Genomic DNA, 26,360 nt, shown 5'->3' on the forward strand with positions numbered 1-26,360 from the left:
TTGGGGTAGCCGGTGTCGGGTGCGACGGACACGATCCGCCAGGTGTTGATGGAGGGCGAGGTCGGCTTCTGGGTCGGCGCTGACTGCAGGAGGTAGCTGCCGTAGTTGTTGTAGAGGGCGTAGCCGTCGTGATTGCTCTGGATGAACTTGAAGTCCCAGTTCACCGAGGCATTCGCGGTGCCGGTGCCGCCAAGCACCAGCGCACCGGCAGCGAATGCCACGCCCAGCCAGGCTTTGACTCGCATCTTCATGGATCCCTCTTCTGTCTTGAGTCTGTTTTCTGGAACCGGTCATTTCTTGCTGCGGGAAGCCGGGAAGTCGGTGCCCCTGTCCGGATGCTGCCGAGAACCCGGCCGGCCGCTGTCCCCCCACAAGGGGCAGGGGGCCGGGGCGGCGGTCCGCAGTCCGACCGTGCACGCCCAAAGAGTTAGCCGTGCGACCGTGACGTGATCCGCGCAGGTCACCGAGGCAGTTGAGGCCGGACAAGTCGGTTTGTCCGCGGACACTTACGGGACCAGTCGGGCACAGGAAAGTCACGATCACATCGCCGCACGGCCCGCTGCTCGCCCAATTGCAGCCTCTGCCCGAGCCCTCTTTACCGTTATTTCATATCGCGTGATTGTGTACGCGGTGCTGCCCACATGCCTGAGCGGTACCTCCTGCCATTGCTGCTCCAGCGCCCGAAGGAGCCGGTACTTTTGCTGCGTTGGTGTGCACGGCCGGGGATGCCTGGGCGGAGGCGGCCATTGGCCCCCGCCCACGGCGTACCATGCCCACAGGGTCTTCAGTGCGGACAGGTCTGGCCAAGTCTCAAGGACGGATCGGGCCGAGTTTGACCGGTGTCGCAAGCACACGTCTGTGCGCCGAACCGGCAGCTGTTGCGGTGCTCGGCCGGGAACGGCTGCGGGTCCGTGGTCGGGGACTGCTCGACTCGATCGAGCAATTGGCGAACGGCTACAAAGCCATGGACCCGCAGACTCCCGGTCTGCCGGCCTGGCCTACGCGCTGCCAGTCCTTGGCCAGGCTTACACCGAACACCCCACCTGCCAGCAGGAATGGCGCCCATAGCCTTTCAAGGAGACAGCCAGTAGTGCTTTGTTAGGTGGTGTCGTAGGTCTGCCATGGCACTGGTGCCTGGCAGGTGGGGCAGGTGCCGGTCCAGGTGGCGATGAGGTGTTGGAGGAGGTCCAGGGCCTGGTAGAGGGTCAGGCCCTGGCCGGGGCTTTTGGGCTGTTCCGCTGTTCGGTCAGGAACAGTTGGGTGGCGGTGACGAGGGTGACGTGGCGGTGCCAGCCGGTGAACGAGCGTCCCTCGAAGTGGTCCAGACCCAGGTCGGTTTCAGTTCCCGGTAGTCGTGCTCGACCCGCCAGCGGGCTTTCGCCAGCCGGACGAGGTCCTTGGCCGGCATGCCGACGGGCGGGTTCGAGATCCATTACTTCACCGGCTCGCTCTCGCCCTCGGGTGACTGGGCAATCAGCCAGACCAACGGGATCGTTCCGTCGTCGGCGGGCTTGGCACGGCGCCCGGCGAGCCTCACCCGCAGGAACACGAAGTGTGAACTCATCGCTGCCTTCGAGCCCTTGCGCCAGGTCACGGTCCGGCCGCTGTCGCGGCCCGCGGTCAGGACGTGTTCGCGCAAGGAGCACGGGCTGGTGCGGTAGCGGGGCAGCGGCCGAGGTCCCAGACCGCCGTAGGTCGGCTGGTGGGGTGCGGCCTCCTCGGCATGGGCGGTCATCTCGCCCGGATGTGAGGACATGACAGGCATGGCGCACCGGTGGCGCCGAAGCCGCGAGTCGTACACGCAGGCGGGCGGGCTCCTGCTGGCGTTGTCTCTGGCGGGACGGGCAACGGCGTGCACGCGCGAGCCGGCAGCGCAGGAACTGCGCGCACAGGCCACCTGCCCCCAGACCTCGTCCCGCAGAGCAGCGGAGGAGCAGGGCATGCGTGCCGTGATCGCGCGCCTCATAGCCCTGGAGGGACTGGAACACGTCCTGACGAGGCCCCGTGACTCCTGCGCCCGGCCGACCAAGCACTCGGTCTTCGAGAACAATCCCTCTCATGACGTCCTGGAGTGCCGCATGGACGCGGACGTCTACTTCGGGGTCCGCGGAGACATCACCGACGTTCTTGCCCGTATCGCAGCGGCCCGCATCGCGCCCGCCGGGGCGGGACAGCTCGCGAGTCGGTGCCTGGAGCAGCAGCGTCTGGTGGAAGGGACCCTTAGCGGGTCCAAATCGACCGGCCCCCTTCCCGAAGCACCTTGGGGCGGGCCGGTTCGCGGTAACGCCACCGTAGGCGCGCAGCCCGACGACAGGTCAGCGGCGGGGCGGAGTTCCTCGTCTCACAGTGGTGGGAGCGGCCCCTTGGCCGAGTGGCAGGTGAAGGGCAGGTTCCATGCGTCTTCCACGACTGCCACCGCGTCGTCCTCGCTATCCCATGATGCGCCCCGGGCGGGTGTCAGAGGCCGGCTTCGGTGAGTATGTGGTCCATTTGGGCCCGTGGCAGTACGGGATTGGCCGCTGCGTCGTCGGCGACCTTGGAGTCCGGGTCCGTCAGCAGGTGGTCCAGCAGTTCCACGCTGATGTTGGGGTGGCGTGCCGCGCCCCCGCGTACGTCCGGCTCTTCGCAGACGGCAAGCCTCCGCAGCTCCGGAACGGGCAGATCGGGGTCCTGCAGGGCGAGCACCCGTATCCGCGGGTCCGCTTCCTCCACGAAGCCGCGCAGCGCCTGGCGCGGGAAGTTGGGGTGGTCCGCCAGGAGCGGTCGGATGTGGAAGGTCTCGCCGTGGGTGCGGAGCAGGCGCAGCAGGATTTGTGGTGGTGTGTCGGGTCGGCGGGCGGCTGTGCGGCGGACGGAAGCGTCGGGGTCGTCGTCCAGCATCTGCCAGGCCTCGTTCGGCAGATCCCGGCTTGTCGCCAGTACGTTCCGGAACACCGCGTGCGGGCAGTCCAGGTAGGTCAACCGCTCGGCAAGCGGTGCTTCCCGCAGCCAGTCCGGCTCGTACGACGACCAGTGCAGGGCGACATGTGCCGGGGTGCTGCCGGCCGCGTCCTCCGCCTGCACCAGCGCGAGCAGATGGTCCCGCGTCGCGGCGGTGACATGGCGGCTGCAGGCCACCGCGACGCGCACGGACGGATCCGTGCTGTCCTGCAGGCGGGTCACCATGGCGGCGGCCAAGTGCGGGTTGCCGGCTACGGCGTGCAGCACCGCCTCGCTCCCGGTCTCCAGTAACTGCTCGAACTGCTCTGACGTCAGCGGGTCCGGCCGGCGACGTTGGCCTGCACGGCCGGTTCGGAGAGGCAGCACTCGTAGTACTCCGCAGGCACACCCGGATTCGCTGCCCGCGTGGCCGCGTCACGTACCCGGGGGTCCGCGTCGTTGAGCAGTGCCACCTGTACGGCCATCGGCCGGTCCCGCCAGGCTTCTGCGACCATCGCGCGTAGTTCGGGGCCGGGGTCGGCCGCAAGTTCCGCCGGTGACCGGCCAAGGACGTCGACCAGGTCCTCGATGCCCAACGGCGCCCCGGCGTCCACCATGTCCCGGACGAAATGCGCGCAGGCGTCGCGGATGGCCGGGTTGGGGTGCTCGGCGATCCGGCGGCGCATCCTCGGGGAGACGCGGCGCCTGAGTAGGAAGATATCCAAGTCACTGCCGCCGTGCCTTAGCAGGGCCTCGGCCGCGGGATCCGGCAGCCGCCCCTCCCGCCTCGCCAGCCCGTGCCTGCCGGCAGCATGCCTGGCCAGACGCACCATCACATCCACCGGGGCAGCCGGATTCCGCCCCAGTCCTGACAGCTGCGGCCGCGTTGGATGAACCATGTGCCCACAATAGGCGGAGAGTCAGCGCGAGTTGCGCTCGTGGAGGGCCCGACTTGGATGCCATCAGATAGCTGCGCACGCGCCCTGTGCTTCTCACTCCAGACGGGAGTGCCTCGTCGCCGGTGACTTGAAGGCGGTAGGAGCCGGGGAGGGGCCATGAAGTGCTTCGGGAGCCCCCGGGGGGGGTGCCGGTTCTGTACGTATCCCCCCTGACATCAGCCCATAAGGAGGGTTTGCCTAGAGTGAGGTGCATGAACGTCCCGAAGACCCCGGGTGCCGGCGACGCCGGTGCCCCCGGCACTGACCCCGGAATCGCCGCGAGCCGGCCGGACTGGAGGCCCAGGACGCCGTCGACCTCGTCGAGCTGGAGGCGATGGAGGCCGCGCTCCACGCGGAGCACGGCCTGTTCTAGGTGCCGGAGCCGGTGGTCGCTACGGCGCCGCCCGGTGGCTGGCTGCCCTGCCCGTGCTGTGGCCACCAGATGTTCCCGGAGTGGTGGTCGGACGACATCTGCAGCGTCTGCTTCTGGCAGGACGACCTCTTCCAACTGCGCTACCCGTGATCGCAGGTCGGCGCCAACGGCGGTGTGAGCCTGGTCGAGGCGCAGGGGAACTTCCTTCGGATCGGCGCCGTACGCGCCTACGTGGTGCGCCATGTGCGACCGCCGGCCGAGGACGAACCCCTGGATCCGGGCTGGCGGCCCGTCGACCCGCAGCGCGATCCGGTCGAGTGGCAGTGCGACAGGGACACCCCGTACCCGGATGACCTGACCACGCTGTTCTGGTGGCGGGCCACGTACTGGCGTCGCCACGAGACCCCCACTCCCCCGCCCGTCGACTGACCGCCGCCCCCCGGGGCGCGGGAAACGGTTTGGCCGATCGAGTCGTGGTGGATGACGTGGATGGGCGCCCGGGTGATCCTGCGGGCCGGTGCGCTTCCAGCGTCGGCGGGTTTGTCCCAGTCGGAAAACACACGCCAGTTGTCGGCGATATCCGAAAGCCCCGGCCTGCCAGGGGACGGTCAATTCCATGGTTCCCGGCAGGGGTCTTCGCCCAGAACTTTCGCGGCGGTCACACAGAGGTCTTCGCCGTGGAGTTGGTTGCTGCCCCCACCGGAGCCCCACAGCTCCGACGCGGCCTGGGCCACAGCGCGCCAGGTGAAGTCCTCATCAACTCGCCACCTGCGAATCTGCGCGGCCTTTTCAAGCGTGACTGCTGCCGGATCCACCGTGCCGTGTGTCATCCCACGGACCTTACGCGCTCTGCCGCGAAGGAGGCCATCGGATTGCGCCCTCCTGTCGCTGTCCCTCCAGGGGAGCTGCACCTTACTCAGCTTGTACAGGTCCCAGGAGTCGGGGTCGCCGATGCCACAGCCCCGGTCTCGACGAGGAGCGGCCCTGTGCGTGTCAGCTGACCGCGCCCACCTCGTCAGCCGACACCGGCGGGGGGGGTAAGGTGTGGCCTTTCTCTGTACGCGCGTGCAGAGAAAGTGTGCCTGAGGGGGGAACCTTCCATGCGCATCTCGCTGCGTGCTGCCCTGGTGTCGGCTGCCGCTGCCCTGGGTCTTGTCGCCACTCCAGGCATACCGGCACAGGCTGCGAGCGGCTACGACCGCTGCCCGCAGGGCAAGTTCTGTGTCTTCGAGGGCGCCAACGGGCAGGGGGCGATGGCGTCGTACTCGACTCCGCAGCGCGACTTCGGGCCCTGGCGATCAAAGGCGTCCTCGGTCGTCAACCGCACCGGCTATGAGGATCTGTGCCTCTACAGCCGGACCAACTTCCAGTACCTGGACCGGGTCCACGACGTCCGTGCCGAAGACTCCGGACACCGGGGTGTGAATCTGTCCATGTTCGAGGACAGAAACAGCCACCTGGACAACAACCTCGGCTCGGCCCGCTGGGCGCACACCTGGCGGGAGTGCGAGGGCCAGCCGGAGCCGCTGACCTGGTTGTCCATCGGCATGGGACCGGGCCCGGCCGCCGCGTTCGGCGACCTCAACCGTGACGGCATCCCAGACCTGCTCCACCGCAGCCGTGCCGGTCGGCTGTGGTTCTTGCCCGGGGACGAGGTCGGCACACTGGTCGGTGGTGGCTGGAATTCCATGACGGCCCTTACACGGCACGGCGACCTCAACGGCGACGACACCGAAGACCTGCTCGCCCGCGACACGGGCGGCAAGCTGTGGACGTACCCCGGCAACGGCAAGGGCTCCTTCGGCGACCGCCGGCTCATCGGAGGCGGGTGGAACACCATGAGTCGCATCCAGGCAGCCGGAGACCTGACCGGTGACGGCAGGGGCGACCTGCTGGCCCGGGACACCGGCGGCAAGCTGTGGATGTACCCGGGCGACGGCCGCGGCTCCCTGGGCGACCGGCGGCTCGTGGGCGGGGGCTGGAACACCATGGACGCCTTCGCCGCACCCGGCGACCTCAACGGCGACGGCAAGAACGACCTCGTCGTCAGCGACACCAGCGGCAGGCTGTGGCTCTACCTGGGCAACGGCCACGGCAACTTCACCAACCGCACGATGGTCGGCACAGGCGGCTGGCGCACCTACCGGACCCTGATCGGCATCGGCGATTACAACCGTGACGGCCGCCCCGACCTCCTCGCCAGCAACAATGGCGACTACAGCCCCGTCCGCGTCTACCACGGCCTCAACGGCGGCCGCCTCGCCGCCGGCGAGACCGTCACCTTCGCCGACACCACCGACGCCCTCTTCTGACCAAACCCCTGGAAAGCACGCCGAGCCTCCCGGCACGCACGAGCCGGCCGATGGCCCAAGCGAAGGGCATAGCGGCTGATACCTCGGCTGCCCGGGCACGACGTGCTGAGTAAGCGTGCGGCAGGAAAAAACGGGAGTGCCTCCCGTTCACGGTTGGCCACTACATCGGACGCTCGTGCATGAGAAGGCACAGCTCATAACACTCGGCGAGCGCGTGAGAGCTGGGAGGGGGGTGCCGCTCAAATACCGAAGGGGCAACTTGCTGGTGGCCGAGGGAGACCGGCGCCGTATGCGCATCGAACTGTCCGAGCCCGTAGCGGAGTAGGACTCTGCTGCCGTAGTCGCCCTCGCGGACTACAGGAAGGAGCTCGGGCTCTGAACGCCGTCTACCCCCACCAAGAGGCAGGGGTAGACGGTTGGTCATTCGCGCTTCGCCCTGAACTCATTCGCTACAGCCCGGATGGATCGGACGGCAGCGTTGGTCTTCTCGGCGAGCGGCGGAAATTTTGAGGCGCACCGTGCCTCCCGCTGCTTGACGGCAGTAGAACTGGACACTCCGCGAGAGTCCCCCATCCCGAGAGGCTGGCAGGGGAGGCCGAGGGCACCCCGAGCGCGAACGGTGCGCGTGATCTCCCATCATCACGCCGAGGCGTAGCCGTGCGCTGCTCTCTGCCTCTCGAAGGAGGTCGCAACCCGTGACGTCGACTGGCTACCTGCTCGTCACTGGCTCCGTCGGCGAGCGTCTGACGGCCGCGTCCGCAGCGGCGGCCGCCGTCATCGCGGTCGCGTAAGTCCTTGCCGGGGGCAGCAGTACGCACTCGGCTGACACCCCCGCGCCGAGGCCTACGACACCCCAGAGCCCGCCCCCGACCGGTGCAGCAGGCCGTCCTCGGTGGCCACCCGTTGATGGTTTGGCCGGCCGAGCCATCAGCGCCTCTGAGCGCCAGCATGCCACCCATCAGGGCCAGCTGCGCCGTCGCGCCTGCCCGACGCCTCATCCAGCCGCTTCACCCCAATCTCTGACGGCCCGCAGGGCGAGTGACTGATCAACGAAGCCGTCACTGAGGCCATCCGCTTCCGGCAGGCCATGGCGCGCACCGGGCGCCGTATCGCCGCCGCGGGCGACCGGCCGAGCTGGTTCTTCGGCGTCTGGCAGCCCGAGAGCGTCGTCGAGCCGGACACCGGGGCCCGGATCGCGTTCGCCGACGCCTCCCCGGCGCTTCTGGCAACCGAGTCGGCGTGCTGGGAGCTCGACCCCATCGACGACTGGCACGGCTTCACCGGCCTGAGCGAGGGGCAGTGCCTGCTGGACCCCGTCAAAATGACGCTGACCTGCCCCGGCGTGCACACCGCCCGCAACGGCCAGCCCATGCGCGAAGTCCGGTGACATCACCACAGGCAAGCCTCAGACGAGCCCAGGCGGACTGCGGTGCTGTCCGTGGGCGCCTTGCCCACGCGGTCGTCGTCGGCAGCTTCCCAGTATCGTGATCGCTTCGCTCTCGAAGCCAGCCATCCTTGCGGAAGCAACACACTCTTTTTGGGGTTCCCTCTGTGAAAAAGTCTCTGACCTGGGCTGCCATGGGCATCTCGCTCGTGACACTCATGTTTTCCACTCTCGTCGTCTCCCGGGCCAGCGCTACCGAGTGGCAGGGCTGCGACACCGGCCGCTTCTGCATCTACACCGACCCAGACGGCCAGGGAGCAACCTTGGCCCTCGGCCCGGACAACCCGGTCCAGTTCTACGCCCCCGAATGGAACGACAAAGTCAGCTCGGTCCACAACAACTCGCCGTACTGGGCCTGCATTTACCGTGACAGCCAATACGGCGGCACCCTCCAGGCGCTGCGTCCCGGCTACCGGGGGAACCTGGCGGACACCAGCGCGAACCTGAACGAGCAAGTCTCCTCCCACAAGCTGGCCAAGTCCAAAGCGGGCTGTTTCACCGGCTTCGAGCGCTGCGAGAACGGCTACCTGTGCCTGTTCAAGGAGCCGGGCGGCCGGGGCGAAATGACCGCGACACAGAACGACATGGCCCTGTACGACGCGGCGTGGAACGACCGGGCGGTCTCAGTCGCCAACTACACCGACAAGCACGCCTGCTTCTATCCCGACGCCAACCACACCGGCTCGTGGACTGACGCCGGCAAAACGTACACAAAGTACGTGGTGCTCAAGACCGACAGCACGGTGATCCCCCAGCCGTACGCAGGAAGTTTCACCTCCCACAAGCTCGTCACCGGGACGAGCCAGTGCTGAACACCGAGGAGGAGTACGCCGTGAAGCACACCACCACCAGAGGCGCCTTGGCGCTGGTCCTCGCCACCTCGGTCATGGCCACCGCATTCGCCGTCCCGGAGGCGGCAGCCGCCGAGACGGGCCTGACCCTCGCCGTCCTGCAGTCCGGCTCCCAGAAGACAGTCGACACCACCGTTGCGGGCATCACCCGGACCACCTACACAGGTGGTGCCGGACCGTGGAACGTCAACGTGGTGGTCATCGACCCGGACAAAGCCCCCCTCACCTTGAAGGGCACCTTCGGCACAGGACTGGCCACCTCCCAGACCACCTCCGCCATGTTGCAGGGTGTGTCCGTCGACGCGCTGCGTCAGCCCCGGGTCGGTGTCAACGGCTCCTTCTTCGACGGCAACATCAACAATCCGGCGTCCAACAGCAACGACGGCGACGTGAGCGGCATCCTGGTCCGTGGCGGCAAGCTCCTGAGCGAAGCCTCCCGCGGCAAGGGCACCAACCCCGTCGGCTCCTCACTGGTACTCCAGCACGGCCGCGCCTACATCACCGAGCTGAGCACCACGATGACCGTGAGACCCAAGAACTCCGCCATCGCACCCAGGAAGCTGGACGGCATCAACCGCGTGCCCGGGCGCAACGCCCATTGCGAGGGAGTCACACCGAACGACCCGGACGAGGTGATCGTCGACAGCGTCTGCCTGGACTCCTCCGAGATCATTTCCTTCACGCCCGAATACGCCGCGCCCACGCCGAGCACCGCCTTCAGCGTCGCCGCCAACGATCCCGACGTCCCCGGCGCGCCCGTGCAGGCCGCGATCAGCACGGACGAGGGCATCGAGCTGATCCTCGATGCCCGTAGCACCGTTACCGCCTGCTATGACTCCGCCCCAGCCCCCGGCAGCACCTGTCAAAAGGCCAACAGGGGCGGGCGGACCGTGCCGCCCGGTGGCCGCATCCTTCAGGGCATCGGCCAGGACGCCGCATGGCTGCGCACCAACGCCCCGGCCGGCACCGAACTCGAGCTCCTCGAAACCGTGACGGACACCCGATTTGGCGACACGATCGCCCTCGAGCCCTCGATGTACGTCACCGCAGGTGGAGACCTCTTGCTACGCGACGGTGCGATCACCTACACACAGCCGGCCACGAACAGCGACGGCTCCGCATACATTCCCGACGCAGCGCCCCGCACAGCAGTGGGCACCGACGGGTACGGCCGTACCGTCCTGGTGACCGTCGACGGGAGACGCACCACCATCAGCAAAGGCGCCACGCGACTGGAAATGGCGACCCTCCTCAAAGACCTCGGGGTCATAGACGCCCTCAACATGGACGGGGGCGGTTCCACCACCCTGGTATGGCAGAACGCCGTCGCCAACCACCCCTCCGACGGAACCGACACCGAAAGGGAACGCCCCATCGGCGACGCCGTCTACGCCGGGGCCGGCGGCTACCCCCTGCCGTAACTCTCCGGGTGGAGCCCAGCCGCTGTCGGCCCCGCGAGGGGCCGTCTCGGCGACTTCACAGCGGACAGCGTGCTCGTCGGCATCGATGGCAGCGCCACCGCCTCCTCGTGCAACGACGGCGGTCCTTCCAGCTGGAACAGCTCGGCCCTCACCGGGCCAGTGCCTTGCGGTGACGCGTGAATCTCCCTCACGCCATCGACGCCGGGACGCGGCAATCGCCGCGCACGGATACGCATACCTGGCCGTGCAGTTCAGCCGGGTATGCGTATCCGTGGTCCATCGCGCCCCGCCTCCAGGACTGAGCAGTGGAGGACAGAGGCACCGGGCATGGCACGTGAACAGCCGCCTTGTTCGGGATGCGGACGTGAGCACCCAGCACGGCTCCACGATGCTCGCCCGGGGCCCTTCCATACGCCTCCACGAGAGCCCGGTTGAGCGCGCTGGCGTACCGCAGGCGCGACGCGATCATCTGTACGGGCCCCAACGCCGCCACGTAGATGCGAGGGCGGCTACGCGCTTCGCCGGTCATGACCGGACTGCCCCCTGGGCCGCCGGGGGTGCTGCGACCAAACGGTCATGGTCGGCGCGAGGCAGCTTGATGCCGATCTCGCATTTTGGTTCTGGCCGCAGTTCCGTGAAGCTACGACGTCACCGGTAGTCGACCCTTCCGATCCCGAGTCGGCCGACGGGTGGCTGCGTGATCGGGAGGGCAGCGGCCTCTGACAGCATGGGCTCGTGAACATCGCGAGCGACTCAGACAGCGGACTGCAACAGCTGATGGGCTTGGAGGTCGGCGCCGTGTCCTTCGCGCGCGACTACGTCGAGCTGCACTTCGACGGGCCGGTATTGCGAGCCTTGAGCAACCCATGGGGCGTATACGGAGGCGTCGAATGGCACTTCCCCGCCCCAGGGGCGCTGGACCTCATGCGCTGCTATATCGCCAAGACCGTCGACGGCTACGAAGAGGACCCGGAACGGAGCCTCGCCCTGCGCTTCGGGGAGCACCGCTTCGTCATTCCTCTGGACGACGAATCAAGCATGGGCCCCGAGTCGGCTCACATCGTCGGCATCGACGAGAGCGGCCATACTTCTGTCCGCGGCGGGATGTGGGTTTGGTAGCAAGGGTTTGGCAGCAAGGACGGCTTCGTCCGGCGTGCGCAACTATCGGTCGCTCATGGTGGGGTGAGGATGCGGATCCGGAGGAGCCGGAAGGTTGCCCGGTTGTACATGCTCCTCTTGACCGTTATCACTCTGTTCACGTTGCCCTCGACGACGCCGAAACTCCGCTCCAAGGTGAGGCCGGCCGTGACGGCGTAGCGCGGCATCGCCACCCGCTATGAAAAGACAGCCACGATCTACCTCGCAGGCCTCCACATCGCGGGCATCCTCCTCTGATTCAGCCCGCAGATCCAAACGAAAGGCCCAGGCCCGGTGGACCGCTACGCCCGGCAGCGGTCCAGACCGTCCGGGCAAGGACGCCGTCGGCGATACTCAGCCTGCGGAACCCCTGGAACCGCGTTGGGTTCGCCAACAGCCTCCTCCAGCACCTCCCCGTCCTGTAAGGGGAGGAGAGCTGACGCAGCGCCGCGATGCGACGTGGGTCGCTGACGTTAGGGAGAGCCACGGCCGCCTGCCGTAGCGCTATGGCAGGCGGCCCGGTGAGTCAGACGTGGTAGCGGCCGATCTCCAGGAAGTACCGCATCTCCTCCGCAGTGCCCTCCAATGCCTTCTGCGCCGCCACGCGCAGCGCCTGGCTGCTGGACGGGTCGGCGAGGATCCTAAAGATCGCCACGCGGTCGTCCTCCGCCTGGGCGAGCCGCAGACCCGTCTGCAGGAAGTACGCGCGGTCCGCGGCGGTACCTTCGAGCGCCTTCGACGCCTCGCGCTTCACGGCCTTGCCCGAGGTGGACTGCCCGAGGATAGTAAAGATCGCGACCCTGTTGTCCTCGTCCTGTGCAATCGCGCGTCCGGTCTTCAAGAAGTTCCGCAGGTCCTCGACGGTGCCGTCGAGCGCCTTCCGCGCCTCGCGGTCGACGCCCCTGCCGGTGGCGGGGTCCGCGAGGATGCGCAGGACCGCGATCCGCAGGTCGTCCTCTGACATCGTGTCGTAAGGCGAGCCGGTATCGGTGGCCACGACTGCGGCGACGCCGGATGACGAGGACGAACCGGTGGCGGCGAGAACCGGAGTGGACAGCAGTAGGGCAGGCGCCAGCGCGCCGGTAGCCACAACGAGTGCCGCACGGCACAGCTTCATGAATCCCCCAAAGGTTGAGTAGTTGCCGAGCGCGTGCCCGGCCCACAGAGCGGTCCGGGCGGTCAAGTCCCCATCATCCGAACACCCCTTCATGATGATCATGACATAGGAGGGCGCCAGAGTTCATGGCCGGATCGCGGCGAACTTCATCCACTTTTGCTGCTGATCTGATGCTCATGTTGTGCGCGACGAAATCCGCGCGCCCTCCGGTGCGGTGGTCGGCACCGAATGCGCCCGTACCAGCAACCGCACGGTAACCCGAAAGGCAGCCGCTGAAGTCGCGGTCACCTCGCGCACACCGCTCGGCAGCACCTTGCGGCCCTGCCCGCCAAAGGTCCAGCGCCAACGCTGATCGGACGCATTCTGATCGCCGTACTCCTCCGTCACCCACGCGCCAAGGCCGCCGTCGGCACTCGCATGCATCCACTGGGCTGACGCGTGATTGAGCATCCGGAAGCATTCGCTCGATGCCGAAGCCGGCGGTCCCCAGCGACGCGCCGGACAGCTGGTCGGCCTGCGCGGTGGAGACGCTGGGCGCAGCGAATCCGAGTAGGGCGGCGGTCGTGGCAGCGATACGGGTAGCGGTCGGGTGCGCATAGAAGCAGCCTCCTTCTCTCCCACCAGACAGGTCCACAGGATGAGCACGGCGTCATTGACGCGGTCGCCGTGTGTAACGCCCCCTAAATTTAGGCGCGTTCACCTACCTGGGATGTGCGAGGCGTGCAGAGTTTCTCGACACTTCACGCAAGGACCCTCGCAGAGCGAGAGGGCTGCCCCGAGGGATCGTCTGGGCCAGGGCCTGGCCGTGCGCGGCAGGGCGAAGGGGTGGCACCGCCGCCTTGCGGCGGATCCAGGTGTCGTTGCTCCCGTAAGAATGGTTGTGGATCACTTTCCGTGCAGAGCCACGTAGTGTCACCGAAACCACGATTCACCTCCACGCCCGGGTGGGTGGCCAGCCAGGCGGTCCCGGACCCTTGCTGCCCTTGGCCTCGGCGACGCACAGCCCGTCGTACGTCAGCTCGCGCTGGAGGTCGCGCTGACGTTCGCCGGTGGCCGCAAGGGTCTGCCCCGTGAACTTCACAGTGGACAGCAGCTCGCCGACGCCCGGGGGCGGGCGGTGGGATCCATCGCGGAGAACACGCCGTCGTGGATGCGCAGCGCCACTTGGTCGCGGTGGAGGACATCGAGCGCGTCGAGGATGTGACCGGTGCCGCGCACGAGGCGGAACATCTCGGAGATGCAGGGTGTGGCCCGGCCGCGCGTACGTGAGCAGCTCGCAGAACTTCGGGCCCTGGAGAGGGTGGAGGCGGCTGAAGGTGCCCGGGTCGTCCTCGAAGACGACCGGGTCCTCGATGCCCCTCGATGCCGGCCTCGTCCAGGACGAGGTTCTGCTGGGCGCTGGACTGCTGGTCGGTCGAGACCCGCTTGTAGACCAGGTTCGCCACCGAGGGGACCCTTCCGTACGGAGGATCGGACCCTATCTGTCGGCAAACCCTGTCAGCTATCACCATCGGATCTGCTTGGGTTCGCGGCGCCGCGAACCCCCGGATTGCGGGGGTTCATTGGACGCTTCGGTCGCCAGTCGGCAAACGGTGGCGAGCTCTCGGCGGGGGCGGCGGGCTGGTCGGCTTGCCGGGAATCGGATCGCCATCAACGGGGTTGGTGGGGGAAAGCCGCTATTGGAGGGGTCATGAGAGCGATTCAGGTGTACGAAGTGGGCGGTCCCGAGGTGCTGCAGGAGGCCGAGGTGGACCAGCCGCGGCCCGGTCCTGGCGAGGCGGTCGTGGAGGTCGCCGCATCCGGGGTCAACTTCCTCGACGTCTACCACCGCGAAGGCCGGTACAGCCTCCCGCTGCCCTTCACCCCGGGCGCTGAGGGCGCCGGCACGGTCGTCGAAGTGGGACCCGGCGTCGCTGACGTGGCAGTCGGGGACCGGGTCGGTTGGGTGGAGATTCCCGGCACGTATGCCGAGCGGGCCGTCGTGGACTCCTCCCGGCTGGTGCCGCTGCCCGACGATATCGGCTTCGAGACAGCCGCCGCCGTGCTCCTCCAAGGCATGACCGCGCACTATCTCGTCAAGGACGCCTACCCGGTTCAGGGGGGCGACACGGTGCTCGTACATGCGGCCGCCGGTGGCATGGGGCTGCTTTTGACCCAGCTCATCACCCATCTCGGCGGCAGAGTGATCGGCACGACCTCGACCACGGCGAAGGCCGAGCTGGCGAAGCGTGCCGGGGCCGCTGAAGTGATCCTTTCCTCAGCGGTCGACGATCTCGCAGCCGAGGTGAGGCGGCTCAACGGCGGTCAGGGACTGCCAGTTGTCTTCGACGGCGTCGGCGCGCACACCTTCGATGCAAGCCTCGCCAGCCTGCGCACCCGCGGCCATCTCGTGCTCTTCGGCGCGGCAAGCGGTGCCGTGCCCCCGTTCGATCCGATCCGGCTCGCCGACGGCGGTTCGCTGACCCTGATCCGGCCCAGCCTCGGGCACTTCATCACCGACCGGTCCGAACTGCTCCGACGGGCCGCCGATGTGTTCGAGTGGGTGCGCTCCAAGGCGCTTGAGGTCACCATAACGGGCCGCTACGCATTGTCCGAAGCCGCCCAGGCCCACAGCGATCTGGAGGCTCGGCGTACCACCGGCAAGCTGCTCCTCGTACCCGATGCGGCCACTATTGGACGCCGCCAGGAGACGCAGAGCTGATCGCGGGTGACGAGGTCGGGGATCTTGAAGACTGAGATGTCGAGGTCATGGCCGACTGTCATCGCCAAGATCCCCAACAGCGTCAGGCACTCAGCCGACCAAGATCAAGTTCTGGCGGGTTTCTGGCATACCTGGGTCGCACCCCTTCAAGATCCCCCAGCCGAGACCTGGCTCGTCCGTCCGCAACCTCCCCAGGCGGAAAACCTGGTTCACCACAAGACGGAGCCAACGATCGCCACGCAGGCGAAGTACCTGACCACGTTCACCAAGAAGGTCGGCAAGGAGCCGGTTCGACGCCGACCTCGCCAAGGTGATCAAGGGCAGTGACATTGCCCCGCGCGCTCCCCGGCAGCGGTGCGCGACGGCCGCGAAAAGGCTGACCAAGGCGAGGGCCCGCAAGCTCATCACCGCGCTGGTCGGCCACGACCAGTCCGGCTGACCCCCGTCGTCGTCCGCGTCGGCGGCCGACGCAGCCGCTCCAGTTCCGAGACCCGCGAGCCCCCCGCCGTCTTCAGCGTCACCGCCGGATCCCCAAACAGCGCCGGGTCTGCGCGGCGGACGGCGCCGGCGACCGTGCGTGCAGCCGCTTCTCGGCGACCGTCCGCGCCTCCGCCACCTGCCGAGCCAGCACGGATAGCCCGGGCAGCAGGGCCCAGTGACGGCGCAGCCAGGCCACCGCGTGATCGAACAACGCCTTCCAGCCCTCGGCGTGCGTCCACGCCCGCCCGTGCAGGAACGAACGGAACCGCCGCGATCACTCCGCTTCCTTCGTACGTGAAGGGCGAAGCTGAGCCGGTGGTGAGCCGAACGGCGCTGCGCGATCAGATTGCGGTCCACGTCGTCCAGGAGAAGAACCGCTCCAGTCGGGGCGGGTCGGCTCCTCGGCGAACATCCCGTACGCCTCAGCCTGCTAATCGCTCAGAAATTCCACGGCACGAGCCGGACCGTAGCCAGGCCCGGACCAGGGGCAGAGGCGTTTCACCGAACCTCGACGGCGAAGGGATCACTGGGCTAGACGGCCGTGATCATTCTCACCGATAACCGCTGTACCGATGTTCCCCGAGGCCGATCACCTCATCCACTACCGCCACCGTCGCACTCGCTCTGGGTATCGAACCACGGCCACTTGTCGATGAGCGACGTGACCGCGTGCATCAGCAGACCGCCCGGCTCGATGCGCACTTCTTCGCCGTAGCTTGTCCCCATGAGACCGGGCCCTGGCTCGCCTTGTGTGGTCGGCAGCGCAGAGTAGCGGAGTTGCCTCCTTCGACGATCCGAGGGCCGGCTACTGAGCGTGAGAAATCCTCAGGCTGGTCGAGTTTGGAGCGCGTAGGATTCGCGGGTGATTGAGGACTATCCCTTCGACGACGGCCGCAACCTCTCGTGGACACTGGAAGGGTTCGGCGCCGACGAGTTGCTCTGCTCGTCCGTCACGGTGACGCGAGAGCAGTTCCTGGAGGTCAGGGGCCTGTTTGAACTCGGCAATGACGAGTGGATGATGTGCGGCGACTACCCGGTTCCTCCCGAGGTTCAGGCCCCGCTAAAGGCAGTCATCGAGATGGCTCTGTTCGAGGAAGGAGTGGACTACTTCCTCGGGGCTCGTCAGGATCTTTCCTCAGGAATCTGGCCTACCTCCGGGCGCTCAGAGCCGTTTCTGGGGCCGGTCCCCCCTCCCGGGAGATCCGCAACCGCAGCCTTCCCGGGCCGTCTCCAACTGCCCAATCAAATCGCCAATGAAATCGGCTAATTCCACCTCAACCTCCCCGACCCCGGACAGCCACCCCCTCGGGCCTCCAGCTCCTCGAACAACGCGCGCCCGGCACCCCTCCGCCTCCCCCGCCCCGACAGAGACCGACTGGACCGAACCCTTCCCCGTGAGCATCCTCCAGCTCAACGCTCGCCCGGCAGAGGAACCACACCCATCGGCGATGGCGGTCGCAGCAGAGTGTGACGCCCGTCTCATCGCATGGTCTGGTACGGCGGCAGACGAGCAGTACCGGGTCTCCACCCGCTCCCGGACAGCCGTGGCAGCTGTCAGCTCAAAAACTGGAGCAATGGCGAGTGCCTGGCTGCTCCGCAGGTCCACGCAACACCATTGCCCAGCTGGCCGCGTAGGGCTGTGACAACGAGCCGGAACCAGCCTGGTACTTCGACGTGAACCAGAACACTGGGTTCGCCCAGGTCCGCGGCAGGACGAGCGGCATGTGCGCCGCGAGAGGTCCTTCGAATCAATTCGGGCGCCACGGTCGTCCAGTGGCTGTGCCGGAGCGGCGACCGCGACGCCTCCTCGGCCGTAGTGGTGGGCGGTGGATCACCAGCGGGAAAGCCGTCATCCGCATGGTCATCATCGGGATCCGGTATCCGGTAGTCAGGGCACAGGGGGCTGGCCGTTGCCGAAGAACGCGGCGAGTACCGGGGCGAGCGCCCGCGCGGAGAATTCGTGCGTCTGGCCGGGTAGCGTGAGCGCCCGGCCGAGCGGTACGGCTTCGGCGATCGCGGCGGCCGGGGCGCGCAGCCACTGCGGGCTCGCTCCTCCACACACGGGCGAGTACCGGAACGGTGATGGATGCCAGGCGCTCCACGGGAAGGCGCGCGTCGCCGAGCACGGCGTGCTCGTAGGCGAGGGTGTGGGCCAGTGCCTCCATTGCCGGCCAGGTGGGGGCGTGCCGGAACTCCTCGATCACCGGTGCGGGCAGGCCGATGGTGGACAGGAACAACTCCACGGCCTCCGAGCGTCGTTCGGTGGCCAGCAATGCGGCGAGCCGTTCACCGTAGCGGGCGTTCCCGGCCCGCCCGCCGGCCTCCAGGGCGTAGGGCGGCTCGTACACGGCGACCGCCGTGACCGGCAGCCCGCTCGCCGCGGCCCTCAGCGCCAGGGCGCCGCCGGAGGAAAGCCCGTAGAGCAGAGCCGTGCCACCCGCCGCGTCGATGAGGGCCGCCACGTCCTCGATCTCGCGGTCAACCGCGTAGGGGAACGTGTCCCCGCTGCCGCCCCGGCCCCGGCGGTCGTAGTTGAAGACCGTGAATCCGGGGGCGAGCAGCCCGGCGAGCTCCCGGTGCGTGTCTCTGGTGCAGAAGGCCCCGCCGACAAGGATCACCGGCGGCCCCTCTCCGATGCGCTCGTAGGCGAGAGGCGTTCCGTCCGGTGAGACGACCGTGTGCGTGTATTCCATGAGGGATGGATACCGCGCAGGGTGCATGGTTCATCCGTGGATCGCAACCGCGCGCTGGTTGGCCCGGCCTCGGCTCATCCGAGGATCACTAGATCCACCGGAACCGGCTGCGTGGCTGGGTGTCCCGTTCCCCGGGGGGGATGGATGAGCCTGCTGTGAAGTCAGCCGTTGCTGCCCACCGCGCCGCCGCGTACCGGCAAGGAGGTTCACGCGGGGCAGGCCCTTCGATTCCGGAGGCGGCCTGAGCCGGTGTCCGAAGGGTCCTTCCGCTGCGGATCCTGATCGACCGCAAACGGAGCGCGGCCCTCGCCACCGTCGCGCCGGCCACTCGGACTGTTCGGGGCTTCCTCGTCCGGCAGGCCCAGGAGCGCCGGCTGGGAGTTCTTCAGCGCCGACGCCCCCTCCCCGACCGCATCGCCCCCTAAACGAAGACGGCCCTGGCCGACATCGCCAAGGGCGTGCTGTACTCCGAGCATGGCCGGGAGAACGCGCGGTGAACGCATTACCCAAGTGGGACCTTCTCTGCATTTCACTCGATCGAGCGGCGGACAGCACGGGTAAATCGGTTGAAGGCGCATTGGTGTTGGCGGACACTGCCGCAGTGTTCTCCGACGCTGACGCTGCCGCGCTGTATGACCTGCTGAACCCGTGGGCCCCAGATCGCCACCCGGGAGATCGCTTCTATGACAACCTGGTCATGGCTGCGGACGCTGTCTTGGATGTCGGTTGTGGCACGGGCGCGATGCTCCACCTTGCACGCGAGCAGGGTCATCCCGGTCGGCTTGTCGGTCTGGATCCAGACCGAGCCGCGCTGGACCGGGCTCGGCGTCGGGCTGACATCGAATGGATCGAGGGCACCGCTGCGCAGGCGCGCAGCGGAGCAGGTTTCGATCTTGCGACGATGACCGGCCACGCTTTTCAGTTCCTCGTCACTGACGAGGAACTGCGTGCTTCGCTCGCTGCCATCCATGGGGCCTTGCGTCGGGGCGGCCGTTTTGTGTTCGAGACACGGCATCCCCAGGCACGCGCCTGGGAGGGGTGGAACGCGTCGTCCCCGGACGATGTTGTCGATCTCGTCGACACTGATGGACGAGCCTTGCGCGTGTGGCACGAGGTCGACTCCGTCATCGGCGATGTCGTCACCTTTCACGGGACGACGGCTGCGCGGGACGGCACGGTGCTTCGTATCGATCACGCGAGCTTGCGCTTCCTCGACGTTGAGGCGCTCAACGACTTCCTCGCCGGCGCGGGCTTCGCGATCGAGGCGCAGTACGGTGACTGGCACGGAGGGGCCATCGACGCCAACAGCCGGGAGATCATCAGCGTTGCCTGCCGAAAGTAGCCCATGTAGGACCGCTGCTCTTCTCTGGAATGCATTTGATGGGGCGTCAGCGTGACTCACTGGAGCTCCTCGGGCAGGGGCGGGGGAAGCCCAGGTTGGTGGCCGGCCTCTTGACGAGGCAGGCGGCTTCGGCCTGTTTGGCTCGGAGAAGGGTCAGGGGCCAGTCGATGCCTTCGACATCGCCGAGCCAGTGCTCCTCCTGCGCCCGTTTACCGCGCAGGACGAGGCCTTTCTCGACCGCGACCATCCGCCCGGTCCGCCGCTACCTGCATGCCTACGGCCCCACCTCACAAGGCGACCTCCTGTGGTGGTCGGGCCTGCCCCGCACCCAGATCGCCCCGCTCTCGCGGCCCTTCGCCAAGAGATGTGCGTGTCGAGGGCCTGGACATAGAGCACATGGCACTGAGCCACAAACCCGCTCACACCGCGCGCGCCTTCAATCCCATCGGAGAAGTACGCCACACCATCACCGTGGCGGGCCGCATCGCCGACACCTGGGCCTGGGACAAAAAGTCCCGCACCATACAGCACGAACTCTTCGCCAGGCCACCGCAGCACGTCACGCGCTCATCCACCTGCAACTTGAACGGACCCAGGCATTCCTGCGTGGCGAACCCTGTTGAGACGCACTTCATCCGATCGGTGACAGGGCCCTCGTCACACCGCTGGCCCCGCCATAATCGGTGTCCTCACCGGCCCCACGACAGAAGCCCGATCAACATGACCGCACCGCTGACCACCCAGCCCGTCCGACACCGCCGCATCTGCGACGTCCACCTCGTCCTCATTCGCGACAGCCACGTACTCCTCACCCGCCGCAAGGGCGGATACGCTGCCGGCCTGTGGCAAGTCCCCTCCGGCCACCTCGAACCAGACGAGCCCACCGACACCGGCAGCGTGCGCGAAGGCTGGGAAGAGGTCGGCGTACGCGTCGACGAGCACCAGCTGGACTTCGCCCACTTCATCGACCACCGCGCCCCCGGCGAAGAACCCCGCCTCGGCGTCTTCTACCGGGCCCGCACCTGGCACGGAGAGCCTTACAACGCCGAACCCGCTAAATGCGACGGACTCGACTGGTTCCCCCTCCATACCATCCCCCCAACACCGTTCCCTACCACGCCGCAGCCCTCCACCACATCGCCGCAGGCCGCATGCGCTCCAAATTCGGCTGGGACTCCAACCCCGCCCCCTGAGCACCCCGGCGAACGAGGCCACGCCCCTGACTCCCAGCAGCCCGCCTGGCGCCCCTTGAAGCGGCCAAACGCTTGCCGTCGGGCAGCAAGTCTTTTTTGCCGACACGTCGATGAGACGCAGTCTGGTGGTCCCGACGCCTGCGCGGGTGATCCCGAGCGTTCGGACGACGAGCTTGCCGAACACGCGTGCTCCCCGAGCCTGCGCGGGGGGGGTCCCTCATGGAGTCCTGGGGCCTGATCGGGGGCACAATGGTCCCCCGCGTCATTGGGGCTGGTGGTCCCGTGCCTGTCTGCCGCGCGGCGTCGACGCGCTCGCCGCGTCGCCGAACCGTCCACGTGGCGGTCCCGCCCGTCGACCATCGCGGGTCGCGGCATAGACCGTGCGTGCCTCCAGCCGATCCAGGCGGTTGCACGGTGGGAAGACGGTGCCCAGCTCCTGGGTGACCGTCGATGAAATAAGTATCCGTACTCATGCCGCCGTCGTGACTGCGCAGCCACGATGGCGGCATGCTCACCCCTTCGATACCTGCCCGCTCTCCCCGGGGCGCCTCGGTCGCCGCCGCCGCTGCCGGTCTGGTCGCGGCTGTGCCGGTCGTCGCCTGGTGGCTGACCGGGCAGCAGGACGTGGACGGGATTCCGTCGGCTGAACTCGACTATGCCGTTCGGCCTCTCTCCCTCGGACCGGGACTGGAGAGGGCACTGGGCGTGATCTCGCTGCTGGTGGCCCTCGGTTCGGTGGCGTTTCTCCTCCACGCTTCCCGGCGCGAACGGTTCGACCCGCGTTGGTGGCAGGTCCTCCTGCCGCTGCTCGTCGGGGGGTTGCTGCTCGGCGTGGGCTGGCGCATCGTCACAGCGGGAGTGATCGGCGCCAACATCGGTGCGGGCCTGACCATCTTCTTGGCGGGCCCGGTCATCGCCGCTCTCGTGGCAGGCGCCCTGATCCGCGGGCTGTGGCTGCGGTTCGCGCGAGAGCCCGTCTGATCCGCTCTGATCCACTCTGGTTTGTTTGGTGCCGCGACCGCCGAACCGGCCGCTCCCCAGCCCTCGTCACCAGAGTGTGCGCGTACGTACCGGACCCTCCCGCCCAGTCGGGGGCGCTACTGGTGGCGGGGGGCGCAGTCAGACAGTCTGAGGGCGTCCGGCGTCGGTTGTTATCCGGCGATGTAGTCGACCTCGGGGTAGCGCGGCGAAGCCCCCCACAGCAGATGCCCGGCGCCCGGGCGGCCGCGCAGCTGGAGGTCGAAGAAGGCCCGCACGGTCGCTCGTACGGCAGCCACCGCCCGGTCGGCGGGGATCGTGCCGATCTGCAGCGTCTTGCGCACCGACTCGGGGACCTGCGGGCCGATGGCCACAATGTCGGTGAAGCAGTTGTGGTCGGCGTCCGCGAGCCGCAGACAGCGGTGCCAGTCGCTCAGGTGCGCCCAGAACGGCGGCCAGGATCCGTCCTCGTTCAGCCCGTCGTGGACCGCCGTGTCCATCAGCAGGAACGGCCGGTCGAGACCGTGCTCAACCACCGGCCCGTACAGCGCACCGTCCAGATCGATGCCGGCCCGCACCCGCTCGTCCAGATACATCACCGCCGCCGACGCGGCGCCGCCCCGGGAGTGCCCGAAAGCGCCGACCCGTGTGAGGTCCAGCGTCCCAGGCAGCCCGGGCGGGAGCGGACGCCCCTCGACGTCGGGGTTGCCGCCCCGCTGCAGCACGGTCAGCTGGTCCAGGACGAACCGCAGATCGGCGGCACGCACCGCGACCACGGCCGTGCGGGCATCGTGACTCGCGTCGTCGGGGCGGTTGACGATCACGCGGCCGTCCGGGAACTCCACCTCGCCCGAGTCGTACGGATGGTCGACCGCGACCACGACATAGCCCCAGGACGCCAGCTCCTCGATGACCAGCGTGTTGAACGTGCGGTCCGAGTTATATCCCGGCGAGTGGAGCAGCACCGGCCGGCGGCCGGGCCGGACCGGCGCGCGGTCCGCGCTGTGGGTCTCCGGGAGCGCGTAGCCGTCCACCGCGCCACCGAAGCGGGCCTTGAGGGCCTTCTCGGCACCAGACGGCAGCCAGGGCAGCATCGCGCGGCCACGGACGTCGGCGGCCGGGTACGTCACGGTCACCATCACCTCGCGCGGCTGCCCCGACCAGGGGTCGGTCCGGGACGGGTCGACCAGGTGCAGCTCTACGGCGCCCACCGGCGCGGGACCGGTCGGCCCGGCCAGGCGGATGGGGATGAGACCGGCCGCCCCTGCGGGCGTGGACACAGACAGGGGAACGGCTGTTGCGGCGGCGACTGCGAGGCCACCGGCTATGAGGGAACGGCGATTCGGGCGTACGGGAGGCACTGCGCTCCTTCCGTGGCCGGACCCGAGGCGCACAGCGAAAACGGTAAAGGGAACACCATCGTCCGGCCTGTATGTCGTCAAGTTCCTTCAAGACTAGACCCCTTGGCGCTGGAAGCCCGATGTGCCGTCTGTCCGCTCCAACGTCACCGCCCGCCCCCTCGATGCGGCGCCCGAGGCACCCGCCCGCGAAGGCCACAACGGCTGCCTGCCCCAGCCCCGCTACCGCCAGGCACCCCTGAGCGCGGTGGCTGCTCCCGCCCCCGACGGGGGACGCGATGCCCAGGAAGGGCGTGCTTCTTCGTGAATCCGGTGCCTGCCGGGCTCATCGACGCCGGAGCAATCCGCCCAGTCGGCGACCGCGTCTTCCCCTTCGACCAGACCCGCGAAGCCATGGAGTACGCCGAGAAGGGCCGCGCCGAGGCCGGCAAGGTCGTCATGGCGATGGCCTGAGGGCCGCCACGGTCCACACCGCCGAAACCCCTACCGCGCGAGGTCGCGGAGGGCCCATCAGCGGTTACCGGGATCGTCGTGCCCCGTCTTCATCGAGGTCACCGTCACCGACCCGTCCGAGGTCGAGGCCGGGCCGACCGTCCGGGGCGAAGTCCTGCACAAGCGCTACCGGATCCTGACCCTGGAGTCCTCCTCCCTCCCCCGCGCGCCGGCCGCCCTGCTCCTCCACGCCCGTGACCTCACCGGCGTCCGCCCGCCCGTCTACTTCGAGTGGACCGAGGCAACCCCTTCGCCAACTTCCGCCGCTTCTTCCTCCTCGGGCACGGCGAGGTCGCGCCCGTCACCCGTGAGGTCCTGCGGGAGGCGGAGCCGGACCCCCTTGACGCACCACCCAACGCGGTGACCGAAGGGCTGGCGACCGCAAGAGGTAACGCTTCAGGCGAGGGTCAGGAAGCCGGCCCTCAACCTCTCACCGCTGGGCGCGGCCAGGTGTTGCCGTCGCAGCCGGAAGGCTGAAGCCTTTGAAGAGGTCGTCCAGGGCACGTTGTGTGACGCGGGCAGGAGTGGCGTGGACGGCGAGGTCGCGTGCGGCGACCGCGACGGGGTGGGTGAGGGCGGCGATACGGCCGGCGCGGCGGGCGCGGATGCGGATGGCGTCGGTACGCGCGTGGCGGGCTTGGCTGTAGGCGGCCAGGGCGGCCGGTATGTCGTCGCTGTCCAGCAGGTGCGCGAGTACGACGGCGTCCTCGATGGCCTGGCAGCCTCCCTGGCCGAGGTTGGGGGTCATGGCGTGGGCTGCGTCGCCGAGCCAGACGAGTCGGCCCTGGTGGTAGGAGGGAAGTGGGACGGCCAGGTCGTACAGGTCGTGCTGGAGCACAGCCGACGGGACGATCCGCTCCAGCAGCGCCGGGATCGGGGCATGCCAGGTGCCGTAGCGGCGCAGGAGTTCGGCGCGCAGGTCGGGCGGCTTGTATCCCTCCGGTACGACGGCGGTGGCGTAGACGTAGATCCGGCCGTCCGCCAGCGGGACCACGCCGAAACGCTCGCCTCGGCCCCAGGTCTCGGCGGCGACCAGATCCGGCAGGGCGCCGGCGGGCAGTACGGTGCGCCAGGCGGTCTCCCCGCTGTAGCGCAAGCCCGGGTGGTCGGGGAAGTGCTGGCGGCGGAGGACGCTGCGGATGCCGTCGGCGGCGATCACGACATCGGCGGTGAGGTCCCCGGCCGGGGTGTGAAGGACCGGGCTGCCGTGGGCGTGGTCGACGGCGGTGACAGCGGTGCCGTACTGGATGGCGTTTTCGGGGAGCGCGGCGGTCAGACGGGCCGCGAGAGCCGGGCGGTACACGGCGAGCGGAGGCCGCCCGTACCGGACCTCCATCGCGGCCGTATCAGCGCGGTTCAACCAGTCTCCGCCGGGGCGCCGCAGTCCCATCGCGGCCGGAACAGCGTGGCCGGCGACGCCGGCGGCATCGAAGCCGACGGCACCGAAGGCGCGCAGCGCGTTGGGGGCGAGGACGATGCCTGCACCGGCCACGGACGGTCCGGGCGCCCGTTCGCACACAGTGACCCGCCAGCCGCGCCGGTGCAAGGCCATCGCCGCCGTCAGTCCGCCAATCCCGGCACCCACCACGACGGCATGACGCAGACGCAGAGCTTTCGACATGGCACATCCCTCCGCCCTCATGACCTCTACATCTGTAGAGGCGTTGCCCTCACTCTACAGCTGTAGAGTGAGGGCATGTCCACCCCTGATCGCAGAACCCTGATCGCCGACACCGCGATTGCTCTCGTGGCTGCCGCGGGCCTGCGCGGGCTGACCCACCGGGCAGTCGACACCGCGGCGCAACTGCCTCCGGGCAGCACCTCGTACTACTTCCGTACGAGGACGGCGCTGATCGGCGCCTGCTACCAGCGGCTCGCCGAACTGGACCTCGACGACTTCGACGGCAAAGGCCCCGCACCGCTGCCGGACCGGGATGCTGTGGCGGCAGCGCTCGCCGCGCTGCTGCACCGCTGGCTGACCACAGGGCGCGCCCGGCAACTGGCCCGCTTCGAGCTGAGCCTGGAGGCGGCCCGTCACCCTGAACTGGAGACTGAGTTCCACCAGGCGGGCCTCGGCGCACGAGCCCGGGTCGCCGCGATTCTCGGCGGCCTGGGAGCGGATCGGCCCGAGGAGTCCGCAGAGCTCCTGGTCGCCTGGACCGACGGCCTCCTCTACGACCGCCTCGCGGGCGCCCTCGCCCGGTCCCGGCCGACCCCGGACCTGGACGAGCTGACAACCGCCACCCGCCGCATGGTGGACGCGGCCTTGGACTGAACGGTGCATTGGGGAGGTTTACTCCTCGCGTGAGGGGAGAGTCCCTGGCCGCACGCCAACCGCACACCTGACGGCGAGGAAGCGATCGCGGGCCGGTTCGGGGTGCCGTCGGCCACGACGAGGCGGCGGACCGCTATGGCGGTACGTGCGGCGCCTTCCGGCAACGCGGGGCGCACATCGGGGTGGTGGAGGCCCGTCGCGTCGTGGAGCAGACCGGCTGCGCCGGAGCAGCGGGCCGAGCAGAGCAGGATCGGGCAGCCCCAGTTCCCGTACAGCCGTCTCCCGGGGCATGCCGGGAGGCAACGGATGCCGTCGCGCCCACTGCTCCACAGCGCG

General features: G+C 68.5%; 24 protein-coding genes and 5 pseudogenes. 15 read left to right on the plus strand and 14 right to left on the minus strand.

What is annotated here, in order from left to right:
• The 4 genes from ABZ404_RS25820 to ABZ404_RS25835 all read right to left on the minus strand — a co-directional run.
• On the minus strand, positions 1–251 hold a 251-nt coding region (locus ABZ404_RS25820), incomplete at its 3' end, for a hypothetical protein (protein WP_358990922.1).
• A 1,181-nt stretch (positions 252–1,432) separates the two neighbouring features.
• Positions 1,433–1,756, minus strand: coding sequence for a hypothetical protein (locus ABZ404_RS25825; RefSeq protein ID WP_358831153.1), 324 nt, complete (start codon positions 1,754–1,756; stop codon positions 1,433–1,435).
• 701 nt (positions 1,757–2,457) lie between these two features.
• Complete coding sequence (locus ABZ404_RS25830) at positions 2,458–3,207, minus strand: hypothetical protein (protein ID WP_358831154.1); 750 nt, start codon at positions 3,205–3,207, stop codon at positions 2,458–2,460.
• Positions 3,208–3,251: 44 nt separating this feature from the next.
• The gene (locus tag ABZ404_RS25835) at positions 3,252–3,644 is read right to left on the minus strand and encodes a hypothetical protein (RefSeq protein ID WP_358831155.1); all 393 of its coding nucleotides are present in this window, start codon (positions 3,642–3,644) and stop codon (positions 3,252–3,254) included.
• Between the two features lie 598 nt (positions 3,645–4,242).
• Between ABZ404_RS25835 and ABZ404_RS25840 the strand changes: the two are divergent.
• A pseudogene (locus tag ABZ404_RS25840) lies at positions 4,243–4,659 on the plus strand (CPCC family cysteine-rich protein).
• 179 nt (positions 4,660–4,838) lie between these two features.
• Here ABZ404_RS25840 and ABZ404_RS25845 read toward each other — a convergent pair.
• Positions 4,839–5,060 (minus strand): hypothetical protein, encoded by a 222-nt coding sequence (locus ABZ404_RS25845; protein WP_358831156.1) that lies wholly within the window; start codon positions 5,058–5,060, stop codon positions 4,839–4,841.
• 270 nt (positions 5,061–5,330) lie between these two features.
• Between ABZ404_RS25845 and ABZ404_RS25850 the strand changes: the two genes are divergently transcribed.
• The 5 genes from ABZ404_RS25850 to ABZ404_RS25870 all read left to right on the plus strand — a co-directional run bounded on the left by ABZ404_RS25850 (position 5,331) and on the right by ABZ404_RS25870 (position 11,377).
• Positions 5,331–6,542: an FG-GAP-like repeat-containing protein gene (locus ABZ404_RS25850; RefSeq protein WP_358831157.1), complete on the plus strand. Its 1,212-nt coding sequence runs from the start codon at positions 5,331–5,333 to the stop codon at positions 6,540–6,542.
• A 1,045-nt stretch (positions 6,543–7,587) separates the two neighbouring features.
• A complete protein-coding gene (locus tag ABZ404_RS25855) occupies positions 7,588–7,929 on the plus strand; it encodes a hypothetical protein (RefSeq protein WP_358831231.1) in 342 nt (113 codons plus the stop codon).
• 215 nt (positions 7,930–8,144) lie between these two features.
• Entirely contained in the window at positions 8,145–8,798 is a 654-nt protein-coding gene (locus tag ABZ404_RS25860) for a peptidase inhibitor family I36 protein (protein ID WP_358831158.1), read from the plus strand.
• Positions 8,792–10,258, plus strand: a complete 1,467-nt coding sequence (locus tag ABZ404_RS25865; RefSeq protein ID WP_358831159.1) for a phosphodiester glycosidase family protein — start codon at positions 8,792–8,794, stop codon at positions 10,256–10,258. Before ABZ404_RS25860 ends, ABZ404_RS25865 begins: the two co-directional genes overlap by 7 nt.
• Before the next feature lie 735 nt (positions 10,259–10,993).
• A complete protein-coding gene (locus ABZ404_RS25870) occupies positions 10,994–11,377 on the plus strand; it encodes a hypothetical protein (RefSeq protein WP_358831160.1) in 384 nt (127 codons plus the stop codon).
• Between the two features lie 53 nt (positions 11,378–11,430).
• On the opposite strand, the gene ABZ404_RS25875 is transcribed toward ABZ404_RS25870, so the two are convergent.
• The 5 genes from ABZ404_RS25875 to ABZ404_RS25895 form a co-directional block, all read right to left on the minus strand.
• The gene (locus tag ABZ404_RS25875) at positions 11,431–11,583 is read right to left on the minus strand and encodes a hypothetical protein (protein WP_358831232.1); all 153 of its coding nucleotides are present in this window, start codon (positions 11,581–11,583) and stop codon (positions 11,431–11,433) included.
• A 338-nt stretch (positions 11,584–11,921) separates the two neighbouring features.
• Positions 11,922–12,614: an ALF repeat-containing protein gene (locus ABZ404_RS25880; protein ID WP_358831161.1), complete on the minus strand. Its 693-nt coding sequence runs from the start codon at positions 12,612–12,614 to the stop codon at positions 11,922–11,924.
• A 72-nt stretch (positions 12,615–12,686) separates the two neighbouring features.
• Entirely contained in the window at positions 12,687–12,962 is a 276-nt protein-coding gene (locus ABZ404_RS25885; protein ID WP_358831162.1) for a hypothetical protein, read from the minus strand.
• Between the two features lie 478 nt (positions 12,963–13,440).
• Positions 13,441–13,593: a hypothetical protein gene (locus tag ABZ404_RS25890; protein ID WP_358831163.1), complete on the minus strand. Its 153-nt coding sequence runs from the start codon at positions 13,591–13,593 to the stop codon at positions 13,441–13,443.
• A complete protein-coding gene (locus tag ABZ404_RS25895; RefSeq protein ID WP_358831164.1) occupies positions 13,590–13,742 on the minus strand; it encodes a hypothetical protein in 153 nt (50 codons plus the stop codon). The genes ABZ404_RS25890 and ABZ404_RS25895 overlap by 4 nt, the downstream gene beginning before the upstream one ends.
• Before the next feature lie 460 nt (positions 13,743–14,202).
• Here ABZ404_RS25895 and ABZ404_RS25900 point away from each other — a divergent pair, with 460 nt between their 5' ends.
• A complete protein-coding gene (locus ABZ404_RS25900) occupies positions 14,203–15,213 on the plus strand; it encodes a quinone oxidoreductase (RefSeq protein ID WP_358831165.1) in 1,011 nt (336 codons plus the stop codon).
• Positions 15,214–15,523: 310 nt separating this feature from the next.
• Positions 15,524–15,652, plus strand: coding sequence for a hypothetical protein (locus ABZ404_RS25905; RefSeq protein WP_358831233.1), 129 nt, complete (start codon positions 15,524–15,526; stop codon positions 15,650–15,652).
• On the opposite strand, the pseudogene ABZ404_RS25910 reads toward ABZ404_RS25905, so the two are convergent.
• Positions 15,593–16,105 (minus strand): annotated as a pseudogene (locus tag ABZ404_RS25910) (DUF4158 domain-containing protein); the annotation flags it as partial. The gene ABZ404_RS25905 and the pseudogene ABZ404_RS25910 sit on opposite strands and share 60 nt — an antisense overlap.
• A 450-nt stretch (positions 16,106–16,555) precedes the next feature.
• Here ABZ404_RS25910 and ABZ404_RS25915 point away from each other — a divergent pair.
• Positions 16,556–16,960, plus strand: a complete 405-nt coding sequence (locus ABZ404_RS25915; RefSeq protein ID WP_358831166.1) for a hypothetical protein — start codon at positions 16,556–16,558, stop codon at positions 16,958–16,960.
• A gap of 621 nt (positions 16,961–17,581) precedes the next feature.
• Here the strand turns inward: ABZ404_RS25915 and ABZ404_RS25920 are convergent.
• Positions 17,582–18,386: pseudogene (locus tag ABZ404_RS25920) on the minus strand (alpha/beta fold hydrolase).
• A gap of 493 nt (positions 18,387–18,879) precedes the next feature.
• Here ABZ404_RS25920 and ABZ404_RS25925 point away from each other — a divergent pair.
• From ABZ404_RS25925 to ABZ404_RS25935, 3 genes are all read left to right on the plus strand, one after another.
• Positions 18,880–19,728 (plus strand): class I SAM-dependent methyltransferase, encoded by an 849-nt coding sequence (locus ABZ404_RS25925; RefSeq protein ID WP_358831167.1) that lies wholly within the window; start codon positions 18,880–18,882, stop codon positions 19,726–19,728.
• Positions 19,729–20,448: 720 nt separating this feature from the next.
• Positions 20,449–21,159 carry an NUDIX domain-containing protein gene (locus tag ABZ404_RS25930; RefSeq protein WP_358831168.1) on the plus strand — a complete coding sequence of 237 codons (711 nt, stop codon included), beginning with the start codon at positions 20,449–20,451 and terminating at the stop codon, positions 21,157–21,159.
• Between the two features lie 269 nt (positions 21,160–21,428).
• On the plus strand, positions 21,429–21,902 hold the full coding sequence (locus ABZ404_RS25935) for a hypothetical protein (RefSeq protein WP_358831169.1): 474 nt from the start codon (positions 21,429–21,431) through the stop codon (positions 21,900–21,902).
• A 170-nt stretch (positions 21,903–22,072) separates the two neighbouring features.
• Here ABZ404_RS25935 and ABZ404_RS25940 read toward each other — a convergent pair whose 3' ends face one another.
• Positions 22,073–23,179 carry a lipase gene (locus tag ABZ404_RS25940; RefSeq protein WP_358831170.1) on the minus strand — a complete coding sequence of 369 codons (1,107 nt, stop codon included), beginning with the start codon at positions 23,177–23,179 and terminating at the stop codon, positions 22,073–22,075.
• A gap of 402 nt (positions 23,180–23,581) precedes the next feature.
• Between ABZ404_RS25940 and ABZ404_RS25945 the strand changes: the two are divergent.
• Positions 23,582–23,710: pseudogene (locus ABZ404_RS25945) on the plus strand (zinc-binding dehydrogenase); the annotation flags it as partial.
• Positions 23,711–23,795: 85 nt separating this feature from the next.
• Positions 23,796–24,085 (plus strand): annotated as a pseudogene (locus ABZ404_RS25950) (amino acid transporter); the annotation flags it as partial.
• A 94-nt stretch (positions 24,086–24,179) separates the two neighbouring features.
• Here ABZ404_RS25950 and ABZ404_RS25955 read toward each other — a convergent pair.
• A complete protein-coding gene (locus tag ABZ404_RS25955; protein WP_358831171.1) occupies positions 24,180–25,370 on the minus strand; it encodes an FAD-dependent oxidoreductase in 1,191 nt (396 codons plus the stop codon).
• Positions 25,371–25,445: 75 nt separating this feature from the next.
• On the opposite strand from ABZ404_RS25955, the gene ABZ404_RS25960 reads away from it, so the two are divergent.
• Complete coding sequence (locus tag ABZ404_RS25960) at positions 25,446–26,024, plus strand: TetR family transcriptional regulator (RefSeq protein ID WP_358831172.1); 579 nt, start codon at positions 25,446–25,448, stop codon at positions 26,022–26,024.
• Positions 26,025–26,360: the final 336 nt, after the last annotated feature.

Origin of the sequence: Streptomyces sp. NPDC005878, assembly GCF_040629815.1 — a bacterium.
Taxonomy (GTDB): domain Bacteria; phylum Actinomycetota; class Actinomycetes; order Streptomycetales; family Streptomycetaceae; genus Streptomyces.